The sequence below is a fragment of the Chryseobacterium sp. 2VB genome (assembly GCF_005503635.1).
Classification (GTDB): Bacteria; Bacteroidota; Bacteroidia; order Flavobacteriales; family Weeksellaceae; genus Chryseobacterium; species Chryseobacterium cupriresistens.
The window spans coordinates 330,543-343,413 of sequence record NZ_SCNC01000002.1 but is presented as its reverse complement, the minus strand read 5'-3'; the positions used below and the strand labels follow the sequence as shown (position 1 = coordinate 343,413).

The 12,871-nt window shown below is 37.2% G+C and carries 15 protein-coding genes; 8 read left to right on the top strand and 7 right to left on the bottom strand.

Translation table 11 applies throughout. The features are described from left to right. Positions 1-46: 46 nt before the first annotated feature. Complete coding sequence (locus FFS26_RS03665; RefSeq protein ID WP_110009761.1) at positions 47-550, bottom strand: DinB family protein; 504 nt, start codon at positions 548-550, stop codon at positions 47-49. 147 nt (positions 551-697) lie between these two features. On the opposite strand from FFS26_RS03665, the gene FFS26_RS03660 reads away from it, so the two are divergent. Further along, positions 698-1,849, top strand: a complete 1,152-nt coding sequence (locus FFS26_RS03660) for a tetratricopeptide repeat protein (protein ID WP_110009760.1) — start codon at positions 698-700, stop codon at positions 1,847-1,849. A gap of 63 nt (positions 1,850-1,912) precedes the next feature. After that, a complete protein-coding gene (locus FFS26_RS03655) occupies positions 1,913-2,251 on the top strand; it encodes a nuclear transport factor 2 family protein (RefSeq protein WP_110009759.1) in 339 nt (112 codons plus the stop codon). On the opposite strand, the gene FFS26_RS03650 is transcribed toward FFS26_RS03655, so the two are convergent. The 4 genes from FFS26_RS03650 to FFS26_RS03635 form a co-directional block, all read right to left on the bottom strand. Further along, the gene (locus FFS26_RS03650; RefSeq protein ID WP_110009758.1) at positions 2,248-2,811 is read right to left on the bottom strand and encodes a DUF6624 domain-containing protein; all 564 of its coding nucleotides are present in this window, start codon (positions 2,809-2,811) and stop codon (positions 2,248-2,250) included. The two genes, FFS26_RS03655 and FFS26_RS03650, sit on opposite strands and share 4 nt — an antisense overlap. Before the next feature lie 57 nt (positions 2,812-2,868). After that, positions 2,869-3,420: an AAA family ATPase gene (locus FFS26_RS03645; RefSeq protein WP_110009757.1), complete on the bottom strand. Its 552-nt coding sequence runs from the start codon at positions 3,418-3,420 to the stop codon at positions 2,869-2,871. A 56-nt stretch (positions 3,421-3,476) separates the two neighbouring features. Beyond that, positions 3,477-4,472, bottom strand: a complete 996-nt coding sequence (locus tag FFS26_RS03640; protein ID WP_137904307.1) for an MsnO8 family LLM class oxidoreductase — start codon at positions 4,470-4,472, stop codon at positions 3,477-3,479. A gap of 65 nt (positions 4,473-4,537) precedes the next feature. Then, positions 4,538-4,894 (bottom strand): winged helix-turn-helix transcriptional regulator, encoded by a 357-nt coding sequence (locus tag FFS26_RS03635; RefSeq protein ID WP_110009755.1) that lies wholly within the window; start codon positions 4,892-4,894, stop codon positions 4,538-4,540. 108 nt (positions 4,895-5,002) lie between these two features. Between FFS26_RS03635 and FFS26_RS03630 the strand changes: the two genes are divergently transcribed. Then, complete coding sequence (locus FFS26_RS03630; protein WP_228449384.1) at positions 5,003-6,136, top strand: MFS transporter; 1,134 nt, start codon at positions 5,003-5,005, stop codon at positions 6,134-6,136. A gap of 127 nt (positions 6,137-6,263) precedes the next feature. Here FFS26_RS03630 and putP read toward each other — a convergent pair whose 3' ends face one another. Beyond that, complete coding sequence (gene putP, locus FFS26_RS03625; RefSeq protein ID WP_137904305.1) at positions 6,264-7,760, bottom strand: sodium/proline symporter PutP; 1,497 nt, start codon at positions 7,758-7,760, stop codon at positions 6,264-6,266. 254 nt (positions 7,761-8,014) lie between these two features. Then, positions 8,015-9,310 carry an Ig-like domain-containing protein gene (locus FFS26_RS03620; protein WP_137904304.1) on the bottom strand — a complete coding sequence of 432 codons (1,296 nt, stop codon included), beginning with the start codon at positions 9,308-9,310 and terminating at the stop codon, positions 8,015-8,017. A 235-nt stretch (positions 9,311-9,545) separates the two neighbouring features. On the opposite strand from FFS26_RS03620, the gene FFS26_RS03615 reads away from it, so the two are divergent. The 5 genes from FFS26_RS03615 to FFS26_RS03595 all read left to right on the top strand — a co-directional run bounded on the left by FFS26_RS03615 (position 9,546) and on the right by FFS26_RS03595 (position 12,858). Then, positions 9,546-10,427: a cupin-like domain-containing protein gene (locus tag FFS26_RS03615; RefSeq protein ID WP_110009751.1), complete on the top strand. Its 882-nt coding sequence runs from the start codon at positions 9,546-9,548 to the stop codon at positions 10,425-10,427. A 122-nt stretch (positions 10,428-10,549) separates the two neighbouring features. Beyond that, the gene (locus FFS26_RS03610; protein WP_110009750.1) at positions 10,550-11,263 is read left to right on the top strand and encodes a hypothetical protein; all 714 of its coding nucleotides are present in this window, start codon (positions 10,550-10,552) and stop codon (positions 11,261-11,263) included. A 63-nt stretch (positions 11,264-11,326) separates the two neighbouring features. Further along, positions 11,327-11,863, top strand: a complete 537-nt coding sequence (locus FFS26_RS03605) for a TetR/AcrR family transcriptional regulator (protein WP_137904303.1) — start codon at positions 11,327-11,329, stop codon at positions 11,861-11,863. 10 nt (positions 11,864-11,873) lie between these two features. Further along, positions 11,874-12,407, top strand: coding sequence for a Crp/Fnr family transcriptional regulator (locus tag FFS26_RS03600; protein WP_110009748.1), 534 nt, complete (start codon positions 11,874-11,876; stop codon positions 12,405-12,407). A gap of 67 nt (positions 12,408-12,474) precedes the next feature. Then, entirely contained in the window at positions 12,475-12,858 is a 384-nt protein-coding gene (locus FFS26_RS03595) for a hypothetical protein (protein ID WP_137904302.1), read from the top strand. Positions 12,859-12,871: the final 13 nt, after the last annotated feature.

The following is a 12,871-nucleotide window of genomic DNA, read 5'->3' as shown; positions in this document are numbered from 1 at the left end:
ATTAACCTCAACCGATTGAATATTCTTCGGCTATTCCCTTTCAGCACTATAGTTTCACACTCATATCCTGTACTTCTTCTGCAGAAAATCCATAGATCTGTGGGGTTTTTACATCCAGAAGGTTCAGATAGATATATAATTCTGCCCTGTGGTGGATTTCATGTTCTATCATAGCCCGGAGCCATTTCCACAAAGAAATTTCATGATTGGCAGGAGTAAGGCATTTCCTGGTAAGATCCTCATCTGAAAGTCCTGCGATGATTTCAAGAGTCTGCCTGTGCATTTCATTAAAAAACTTAACGGTATCCGCATAGCCGTCAGCAAGGTCTTTACCACAACCCGGATAAGCACTTTTCCTTCCTGATATAGTTTCCCCGTACATATACCTTTCGATGGCTGCAATATGTCTTATCTGATCTCCAATGGTAAATTTTCCCGGTTTATAGGAAAAATCAATATGCTCAGGAGGAACAACTTCAATAATGCGGTTGGTTCTCTCTCTTATTTTCTCATAATAATCAATGAATGACTGTACAGTTTTTATTTCCATATCTTATGCCTGATTTTTATATAAAGTGAATATAAGAAATCTGACTTAGTGTTTCATCATAAACCATTCAGAATAAAAAAATCCCCGATAAGTGAGACTAAAATTTGGATCCCTGGTAAATAACCTATATTTTAGTTAAAAATAACCATGATGAAAAGAGGAATCTGCTTGTGTATTATTCTATTAAGCTTTAAAAATCTTACTGCCCAGTCTGCAAAAATTGATACTGAAAAACTTCTTGAGTATTACGAAACACAACGTTATGCTGATGCAGCTAATTATCTTCAGAGCATATATCCCGGAGATACACAGGATATAAAAGCTCTGTCGCAAATAGCCTATTGTAATATGATGGCCGGAAAACTACCGGAAGCAGAAAAAAATTATCTGAAGATCAACACTATTCAACCCGACAGTGTGCCCACCTTATTCAGTTTGGCCAGTATCAATTCCAGACGGGGAAATGTTTCCAATGCCAAAACGTATCTTCAACAGATTATCCGGCTGGACAGTCTTAACTTCAGTGCTTATAAACAGCTTGCGGCTTATGCAGAAACTCCTGAATCCAGACTTTCTTACCTCAAAAAAGCCAATACCCTTAATTCTGCAGATCCCGATGTTGCTTTTGATCTTTCTGCAACTTACAGCAGCCTCAAACAATATCAGTCTGCGTATGATGTATTGAAAACAGCCATTGCAGCCGATACTGAGAACTTTACTTTACTGCAGGCTCTACTTCCGGCTGCCAACCAACTCCACAAATATCCGGAAGTGATTGAAACAGGTGAAAAGCTCCTGAAAAACCATGCTGATGTTAATGTAATGAATGATCTCGGACAGGCCTATTTTTATGTCAAGGATTATCAGAAATGTATCACGCTTTATAAAACACTGGAAGATATGGGAGTACAAAATGAAGGTACATTATATTTTATGGCCCTGAGCTATCGTGAACTGAAAGATTATAACAATGCTGCCCTCTATGCACAAAAGACTATTGACGAAGCTATTTCAGATCACACCAACCTTTATTATGCTGCACTTGCAGGCATTTATGAAGCTAAAAACCAGTATAATGATGCTTTGACAGCTTATAAAAGAGGATTAACTTTTGGTACCAGCAATATTATTTATTACCGTTTGGGGCTTCTTTATGACCTCAATCTGAAGCAGCCTAAGAATGCCGCAACATATTATCAGACATACCTCAAAAACAATCCTGATCAGGACAAGGAAAAAGAGCAGATTGCCTATGCAAAAGGAAGAATTATTGCTTTAAAACAGATAAGCTCTTTATGATTATAGTCACAAGCAGAATCTCCGGTGATCCGTTAATTTTGTATAGACAATAAACAGAATATTATGGACAATACAACTCAAAACACAGCAGAACTGTTTATCCAATATCTAAACGAAGAAAATTTTGATAAGGCAGAAAGCTGTCTTGATCCTGATTTTACATTTATAGGAGTAATGGGAAAGAGAGAAGGAGCCTCTGTTTACATCAAAGATATGAAGCAGATGAAGTTTAAGTATGAGATTCTTAAGACTTTTACTTCCGGTGAAGATGTTTGTTTCTGGTACAATATTGATATGGGAGAAAAAACAATAGAGTCTTCGGGATGGTATCACATCAAGGATGGAAAGATCCGTACTTTAAAAGTTCTGTTTGATCCGAGACCTTTATTAAAAGAGTCTTAAATCCATCCTGTTTTTTTCCTCCAGGCGGTATATTCAGCGTCTTTGCTATCAATTTCCGGAATGTCCTGGACCTCCGGGATTTTATTAATATCTGATTCGGAAAGGACCCGCAGATTTACCTTTTCGCGTTCTGTATTTAATTTTTCCTTGTTCTCTACGGGATAAATTATTCCGTCGGAGGTCAGCTGAGTACCATATTTTTGAGGTTTACCCTGAAAAACCTGAATCCTGTCATATAAGTAGGCTTTATGGATAGGATTAATATCATTACAATGCTTTTCCATCATAGCGTAGCTTGTTTTCATAAATTCGGGTTCGCCGATAGCATGCTGGATGATCAGCCATGCTGCATCATTAGCTTCCTCGCCTACTTTTGAGATGGTAGGATAACCGATTTCTGCAATAATTTCACGCAGCCGTTGTGCATTGGCTCTATGGATCTTTTCCATTTCGGGATGATAGCCTGCGGATAATTCTCCAGCCAGCAATAGTTTTTCTCTTACAGACAGGTCTTTGTCAGCCATTTCGATCAGTTCTTTTTCAAAAGGAAGATGATTCATACTTGATAATTGATGAGTGATGAGTGATGAGTGATCATTGATAGATGATGAAATACTTTATAAGAGCCTGTCAAGGATAAAAAGGGCTCTGTTTTCTACTGAAATTTTCGGGACTTCTATGATATTGTAACCATATTCCTGATAAATTTCGTTCATGCATTCAAAGGTAAGCATAGATTTCTCGAAGGTTTGTTTTCTTTCAGGGTCATTTTCGTAAATCTCTTTCCATGGCGGCAGAATGAAAACATTGTTATGATAAATCATTTCTCTTGCTTTAACCTCCATAGATTCCGGAACAGGAATATTTTCAAGTTTCATATAACCCAGTGTATCCAGTATTCCACGGTCAAAGAAAACAGGTTTTGCAGAAGCTGTCTGACTTATTCTCAGGTAGGTTTTTACAGATTCTTCGAACATCAGTTCTGCAAAAAGTTCTTTGTTAAGCCATGGAAGCCCTTCACCACCGGAATCCATCTGTTCTTTAATGATTCTCCTTCCTTCTTCAGGTACAGTTAACAGTTCATGGCTGCTTAATTCATCCAGCAACGTTGTTTTTCCTGCTCCGGGACCTCCGGTAATGATATAGAATGTTGAAATATTCTGTTTCATGGGTTTGAATTATAGTATAAAACTCCATCATACAGCAGAATTTCATACTGTGGAGTTTATCTGTTATTTTTAATGATACTTTTATACGTGTTGATGCGGTCTTCTTCCCGGTACATATTACACAATATCAGGAGATCATCGGTATTGTACTTTTGGGCAATTTCATCTAATCTCTGGTTAACAGATTCCGGTGTTTCTATAATAATTCTGTTTAAAACAGTATAGAATTCTTCTTCATCCTTTGTTCCCAGAATCTTCTGTTCCACCACTTCCGGAGAAAGAACCGCATCCGGACTTTCTAATTTCCGGGATTGTAAAAACTGATAGGCCATTCCGTAAGCATTCCGTCTGGCAACTTCTATCGTATCTGCTACTGATACCGATACGGCAACCTGCAGAGAAGGCTGGGAAAAATATTGTGTTCCGTCAAATTCTCTGAGATATGTATCTGTATTTTCCTTTCCGTTCTCACTATTCATAAAAGCAGCGAATGAATATCCAACTCCATGCTTTGCAGCTTCCCGGGCGGAGGTCATTCCTGAGCCCAGCCACATAATTTCCGGAATATGCTGTACATGAGTCGGCTGTGCAATAAGGCCTTCATAGACTCCTTCTTCGTCCTTTATGAATTGAATGATCTCTTCCAGCTTTGTTTCCATATTGGATAACACTACCGGTTTATGATTGTTCAGTGCCATGACAGCATCTTTTAATCCTCCGGGAGCTTTTCCCAGGCCGAGAATAAAGCGTTCAGGATAAAGGGTCGACAGCATTTTGGTCCATTCTGCAATCTTATAGGCAGAATAGTTTCTCATCATGATTCCGGCAGTTCCTATTTTGATCCGGTTTGTTTTACTGAGAGCAATTGCAGCTAAAAGCTCGGGACTGGAACTTCCATAAGCTTCTACTCCATGATGTTCGGAATACATGATGCTGTGAAACCCTGTTTCTTCAGCCATTACAGCAAGATTAAGACTGTTTTTCAATGCAGATGCCGCACTGCCGCCCATGGTGGCGGGTGACTGATCTAATATCCCTAATTTCAGCTTCATACTGTTGGATCAATTTTATGGTGAAGGTATGAAAAAAGCTTTATGCAACAGAAAATGAAGTGTTATCATTCTTTAGGCGGGAAGACAATTCCCTCATCCTTAATCAGATCGTAACCAAATTTCATGATAGTTTCAATAACCGGAATGGCTTTCTCTCCTTTCTTTGTAAGACTATACTCTACTTTTGGAGGAATTACGGGAAATACTTCCCTGTGAATCATCTCTTTAGCTTCCAGCTCACGCAGCTGACTGGTGAGCATTTTATCTGTAATATGAGGAATATCCTTTTTAAGCTCGCTAAAACGGAGTGGCTTCTCCTGCAGTCTCCACAAAATCGGCATCTTCCATGTTCCGCCGATATGACTTAATGCAAATTCAATAGGAGTATAATACAGTCTTTTATCATGGAAAAATTCAGGCATAACAACGTTTTTTAGATTAACACTTTCAAAAAGGTAAGTATAGAACTAAAAGGTAAGTATATAGTTTTCTGATAGTCTATTCTGCAAATTTGCAAAAAAATAATGAATATGAACAGAAATCTTTATGTACTGGCACTAGGTGTTTTCGGAATTACCACTACAGAGTTCGGAGTGATTGGAGTATTACCCGAACTTGCTTCCGCATTCCGGGTTTCCATTGAAAAAGCGGGATGGCTGCTGAGTGCATTTGCATTGATCGTTGCTGTTTTCGGGCCCTTCATGCTTCTTATATTGTCTTCTTTCAAAAGGAAAAGCTTATTAATTTTTTCTTTATCGGTTTTTGTTGCTGCCAATATCCTGTCTGCATTTATTACCAATTTTTATCTCCTTCTCATCGTTAGAATGATTCCTGCATTTTTTCATCCGGTATACTGGTCCATTGCTTTATCTGTCGCCGGGCAAACCTCAGATCCTGCAGAGAAATCCAGGGCTGTTAGTATTATTTTTTCCGGGCTTACACTAGCAACGGTTTTAGGAGTGCCATTGGCAACATTTATATCTGGCCTGCTTTCCTGGCAGTCCTCTTTTTTACTTACCGCTTCCATTAATGGAGTTGCTCTGGCGGGAGTATGGTTTTATCTGCCATCCATTCAGAATACGGGAGCATCTTCAGGTAAATTTCCCATTAAAATATTCCGGAATAAACATCTATGGAACGGGCTTTTTCTGGCATTCTTCATCATTGCAGCCATGTATTCAACTTATGGTTATATGGCAGATTTTTTAAAGAATGTCACCCAAATGAACGGGAAACAGATCAGTATACTATTTTTTCTGTTTGGAACCGCAGGAATTGCAGGAAACAGAATTGCAGGAAAATATATGAGCAGGTTTCCGTTTCAGACTACTTTTGTGTTCCTGATTTTATTATCCGGAATCCACCTTCTGATTGGGCATTACGGAAGTTATTTTATACCGATGATTTTGATTGTAACCTTTTGGGGGCTTATTCATTCCGGAGGTTTTCTGATCAGCAATATCAATGTAACGTCCTCCTCATCAGAGACCTCTGAGTTCATCAACAGTATTTTTACTTCCTGCGGGAATTTTGCCGTTACAGCCGGAACTCTGCTTGGAGGGAGCTGGATTGCCCATTATGGTATTGAAAATATAATATGGTCGAGCATTATAGGCTTTATCCTTGCACTTATTATGCTAATCATTAATGGCAAAAAACAGTAAAACACCTATAGCACAGACTGTTAAATAATAATAAATTTTCGATTTTATTTTAAATGTAAAATAAAGAATCTCCCCTTACTTGTGCAAGAGGAGATTCTTTATAACTGTAATATTTTAGTGCCGGATGCTATTCGTGCATGATCTTTTGAACTTCATTGAATTCGCTTTCAATGACAGGATCAGGCTTATATGTTGATAATGAAACAATCACGTTAGTCAACAGGGAAAGCGTAAACCCAGGAATGATTTCATACCAGTCTTTCAGCGGATGTTGTAGATAAACCCAGGCTAATACTGTGATTCCTCCTACCATCATTCCGGCAAAACCTCCCTGCCATGTTGCCTTTTTCCATAAAAGCGACAGCAGGATCAGGGGCCCGAATGCAGAACCAAAACCTGCCCATGCATTTCCCACCAGATTGAGAATACTATCCTTTGGATCCAGGGATAAAAGTACCGCAATGACAGCTACCAGTAAAACAGAAAGCCTGCTTGCTATTAATAATTGCTTAGGAGTTGCTTTTTTATTCAGAAAAGCTTTGTAAATATCTTCTGTTAATGAACTTGAAGTCACCAATAACTGAGAGGAAATCGTACTCATTACCGCTGCCAGAATAGCTGTAAGTAAAAATCCTGCAATGAACGGATGGAATAATATACGGGAGAAATAAATGAAAATAGTTTCTGCTTCCGTCTTTGATCCGTCAAACTTCATCATGGTATTCATATCGAACTTTTGCAGATAAGCGATTCCTACCAATCCTATGGCCAGAGCTCCGGCAACAGTAAAGATCATCCATGTAATCCCGATGCGTCTCGCTTTGATCAGATCTTTCGGTTTGTCAATGGCCATAAAACGTACCAGAATATGAGGCTGACCGCAATATCCTAATCCCCATGCCAATAAAGACACAATACTTACGGTTGTGGTTCCTCTGAACAGATCCAGATATTTTGGATTTTTTGCTTCAATCAGGGAAAACGTCTCTCCCACATTTCCGATTTGGGAAATCGCTACAATCGGAACAATCACCAATGCTAATACCATAATGGTACCTTGCACAAAATCAGTAAGACTTACAGCCAGAAATCCACCTAAAAATGTATACAGCACTACCACCAGACTTGTCAGAAGTAAGCCAGCAGTATAATCCATTCCGAAAGCAGATTCGAATAATTTTCCTCCCGATACCATTCCTGCAGAAGTGTACAGGGTAAAAAATACCAGAATGAAAATAGACGATGTAATTTTCAGGAGCTGATTTTTATTTTTAAACCTGTTTTCAAAAAATACAGGTAACGTAATGGCATTCTGTGCCACCTCTGTATAAATTCTGAGTCTTGGGGCTACAATAATATAATTGAGATAAGCACCAATGGTTAGCCCTATCGCAATCCACGAACTTGAAATTCCGGACAGATACATTGCTCCCGGAACCCCCATCAAAAGCCATCCGCTCATATCGGCTGCTCCCGCGGATAATGCTGTTACGGCAGCTCCCATTTTCCGGCCGCCAATTAAAAACTCTTCTGAATTACTTGTTGATTTTCTATAAGAATATATGCCTATACCTATCATTAATAACAGATACAACCCCACAGAAATCCCTTCATATACTTGCATATCATTATTTTTACGAAGCCGAATATAATGATTTTCTAATGAATGGAATTACGAAAAGCAAACTCAGCTTTTACTTTTGCAGCTTTTTTCGAACTCTGCCAAACAACAAATGATAATATAAAACCGAGCCCCATAAACAGAACAGGAATATATTTACCCCAAACTTTCTGTAATACTGAAAGGAACAACAATAAGCAGAAAGCAAACTATTGGAACTGTATATAAAAGCTGGTTATCACTCATTTGTAATCAAACTATTTTTCCCTCGTTTTAAATTTTATAACCAGGTTTTCATCTTTCAGAGGGTATCCTTCTTTAGACCTGAAACTTTTATTGGTAAGTATAAATTCATACTCTTTGCCCGGCTTTACATCTACTTCCAAGACCAACGTTTTATCATTATTTTCCATTCCTTTCACTTTGGTCATCGGCATATATTCTTTTCCTTTATCAGAAAGATTGAAAGAATAATATCCGGGAACCATTTCCTGTGAAAAAGTAATTCTGAGTTCTTTTGTATCGGCACTTACGCTCGCAGAGCCATTTTCAGGATCTATTTTTACAACATATGGCTGCTTCTTACGATATTCTTTCAAAAGATCAGCGGTTTTTTCCTTGAAAAACTTTGATTTGCCCAGGAAATCTTCAACAGCTTTATTATCATCATAATTCAGCTCAATAATATCTTTGATGGCCTGCTTTTTATCTTTTGCATTCTGGTAGTACATTTTACTGATTTCATACCCCACATAATACCCTAAATCAGCTCCCTCTCCTTTTTGTCTTCCATTATAAAACCAGTTGGGAAGATTACCGCTAAACATTTCTTTTTTAAACTGAGCTTTAATTTCAGCTTCGTAAGCCATTCCGTATGAAATATATTTCCTTTTCAAAGGTTCATTCATCACCAGTTCGGCAATCAGATCACATGAGCCTTCCTTTATGGCCTGGTTTAAAACCCTGTTTTGATTTCCGCTCTGCTGGGTATGGATATATTCATGAATATTCAGGGAAACGATATTATCCGGAGACTGATTGGCAAAAACACCCTTCAGCCATTCATCTTTAAATTCTGAGACCTCTGTTGCTTCTGTTCCGCTGGCAAGTTCTGCACCTACCAATACCATATTTCCGCTCACAGTTCCGCCAGAGTTAAGTGCCCCAATTGTAAAATACATTTCGGCATCTTTAAGTTCAGGATACAATTGCTTCAGCCTGACAACACCAGCTTCCAACTCTTTGGTCTTGGTTTTTATTATTAAGGTATTCGGCCTTACTGAATTCCAGAATTTAGGGTATTTTTCTATGACTTTTACATATACACTATCGTTATAATCTCTGGCATCCATAAAAGCTTTTAAGCCTTTTGTTGCTTTATCAGTATAGAGTCGTTTGATAAGATCAAGCTTTCCGGAATAATCATTTGTTTTTTGAATGCTGTCATAAGCCACCCAAAAATTATCAATATCTGAAGTAAAAATCCTTGTTGATTTCTGTGAAAAAGCACTTGCAAATACAAGCGAAAGAAGAATAGTCGAAATACGCTTCATGGCTGTTTTTAATACAACAATGATACATACAATTATTGTATTCTACAAATATCGTTTATCGTTTGCACACAATAGAATTAAAAGAATAACAGAAACATCCTCATCATAATAACTCCAAAAAAGTAAAGTGTAAATCTGCATTTTTACTCTTTATTTATATTAATTCCAAATAATTTTAATTCTTTCCATCTTTTTATCACAAATATTTAATACTTTAGCTTAATAATTTGAACGAATGGGAATAATCCTTAAACCAATTGATATTGTAGATGACATTTCACAGGAAGATTTCCGTGAAAAATATCTAAAGCCATGTAAGCCGGTGGTAATCAGAAATATGGCAAGAAAGTGGCCCGCTTATCAGAAATGGACGATGGATTACATGAAAGAAGTAGTAGGCGATGTTGAAGTTCCCCTTTATGATAGTTCCAAAGCAGATCCTGCCGCTCCTATCAATACTCCGACTACAAAAATGCCTTTTCGTGATTATGTTGACCTTATTCAGAAAGAGCCTACTGATCTGAGAATTTTTTTCTTTGACCCTATAAAATTTGCGCCCAAACTGTTAGACGATTATGTTCCGCCAAAGAATCTTATGGGTGGGTTTTTAGATAAATATCCCAGTATGTTTTTCGGAGGTAAAGGTTCTGTCACATTCCTTCATTACGATATTGATATGCCGCATATCTTCCATACCCATTTTAATGGAAGAAAGCATGTTCTTCTGTTTGAATACAAGTGGAAAACACGTCTGTATAAACTTCCTTATGCCACCTATGCACTGGAAGATTATGATATCGCCAATCCTGACTTTGAAAAGTTTCCTGCATTGGATGGTATTGAAGGTATTGAATGTTTTCTGGAACACGGAGATACCTTATTTATGCCTACAGGCTGGTGGCACTGGATGAAATATCTGGACGGATCTTTCTCTATTTCCCTGCGTGCCTGGGATAAAAGCTGGGCTGTAAAAGCACATTCCCTATGGAATCTTGCTGTTCAGCGTAATTTTGATAACTTTATGAAAACCAGATACAAGAAAAGGTATATGGACTGGAAAGAAAGAAAAGCAGTAGAAAAAGCCCATATCGCTTTGAAAAAAGGACTGCCAAAATAAAAACCTTTTAGATAAAAAAGTGGATGATTCGCTCGGAATCATCCACTTTTTTTATTCACTTTTGAGATGTATTGCAAAAAATAATTAAATTGCAAACGTTCCCTTAATACAAATACACATACATGTTTGAAAAATTAATCGATAGCTTTGAGAAGCTGTGCCTTCAGATTATTATTGAAATTTTACTGGTTCCTGTAACGATATTCAAATTGTTTCAGGATCCGCGACGCTGTTATGACCTGTCTGTTCATGAGATGGAAAAAGAAGAGGCTGAACGTTTTCACGACTACCTTTCTCCTATCAAACTGTCTGTTTATACCTCTGTGATTGTCTCTGTAATTTTAATGGATTATGGTGGTGAGCATAATATTATTTCAAAAATCAAAGGGCTCAGTATGGTAGAAAAAGCGCTCTTTATATTTTTGATGAATAATATTACTGCAGTCATATTCACTGTTGCTTTGTTATGGTACAAAAAAGAAAAAGTGAATACCGTCACCTTCCGGACGTTATTATTTTCTTTTATTTATACAACCGTCTACACCTCTACTCCTTTTTTTATATTAATCAGCTCGGCTATGTTTCTTGGAGAAACTTTGAATGTAGATGCTTATATAGAAAGTCTGGGAAAGATAAGTAATTATGGAACAAGAGAATATTTGTTCTTTCTGGTTTTTCTGGTTTTTATTATCATTGGAATCATCGGAATCTTCAAGCTTTTCAAAGCTTTACACTATATTCTGAAGAATAATTTCAGCTACCATCCTTATATCGTATGGTTTTTCACCGTATTATTCTTCGTTATTCAGCTTTATTATGCCAGAGGTTTTATTTAAAATCATTTACTTTTTCAAACATACCGGTCTGTTTATTTTCTACATTTGTAAAAATTTCACATTATGCCTAAACCTCGCGAAAGAATATTAAACACAGCAATGGTTCTCTTCCATAGACAAGGTTATAACAATACGGGCATCAATCAAATCATTGAGGAGTCTAAAGTATCCAAGGCAAGCTTTTACCAGCATTTTAAATCTAAAGATGATCTTTGTATAGAATTTCTTAATAAAAGATATGATTACTGGGTGTCTGAACTTGAAAAATTCACAGCAGAAGCAGAAACACTACAAGAAAAGTTCCGGAAATCCTTCGATTTCCTGATCGACATGAATGAAAGAGAAGATTTCAGAGGATGCAGTTTTCTGAATATTCTGTCGGAAATTCCTGCAGATAAGGAAGAAATTCATAAAGTAATCCGTGATCATAAAATAAAGTTGAGAGAATCCTTCAATGAAGATATTCAAAACGATATGATTTCAGCCCATATCTATCTTCTTTTTGAAAGTTCAATACTGACCAGCCAGCTTTACAGATCCAATGAACTGATTGAAAAATCTAAAGTGATCGTACAGGATATACTGAACATCTCCCATTAATCCTTCAGATATGCACATTCCAGATCTTCATTCTTTTTTGAAAACAGACCTTCATTTATCAACTGAAATTACTTATCCTGCTAAAACTATCCTGCTTGAGGAAGGAAAGATCTCAGATAAGATGTTCCTGGTAAAAAAAGGAGCCTTAAGAATATTCTTCTATCAGGACGGAAAAGAACTTACCCTGGAGTTTATAACAGAAAATCAGGCAGTTTCATCTTTTGACAGCTTCCTGAATGGCAATCCCAGCGATTTTGTTATTGAAACTCTGGAATCAACCACTGTTTATGAATTACACGCTGAAACTTTTCACAGGCTCATGGAAAATGAGGAATTCCAGCACACTTTTCAGCCGCTTTTTTACAAACGTTTCAGTGAAATTAATAAACGGCTGATTTCTTTTATCAGAGATTCACCTCAGGAAAGGTATCAGCAGCTTCTCAAAAACAGACCGGAGCTTCTTCTACGCTTTCCACAGCATTATATTGCCTCTTATCTCGGAATCACAAGTGTTTCATTAAGCAGAATACGCAACCGCAGGTAATTTCTTTACAATTGTTATCGTTCAGTCATGAGTCTGTAAGGTAATTTTGCTTCAAAATAATAAAATTATGAAGCATTTTATCCGGCAGGTATTCCAGGAAGTACTAGAAAATCCGGTATTTGACGAATTATTAATCGAAAAATACTTTTCAAAAGAATACATTCAGATTGTTGATCATTCTCAGCTTACTTATGATGAATTTGTTCTTCACATCAGAAAACTGAAAGAAAAAGTGGCTGAACAAAAGCTTGATATCATCAGTTACGCTGAAAATGGTAATATCATATTTACCCACCACATAGTAAAATCCACCCTAAAAGATGGAAGTAAGGTGGTACATAAAGTATTGGCAGAATTTACCATCAGGAATCATCAGATTATACGATGTAATGAATTGACTTTGCTCGTAGAGGGAAATGCTGTTGAGAAGAATTTAGGTTCTGAAAGATAGAGTTTTTAATTGA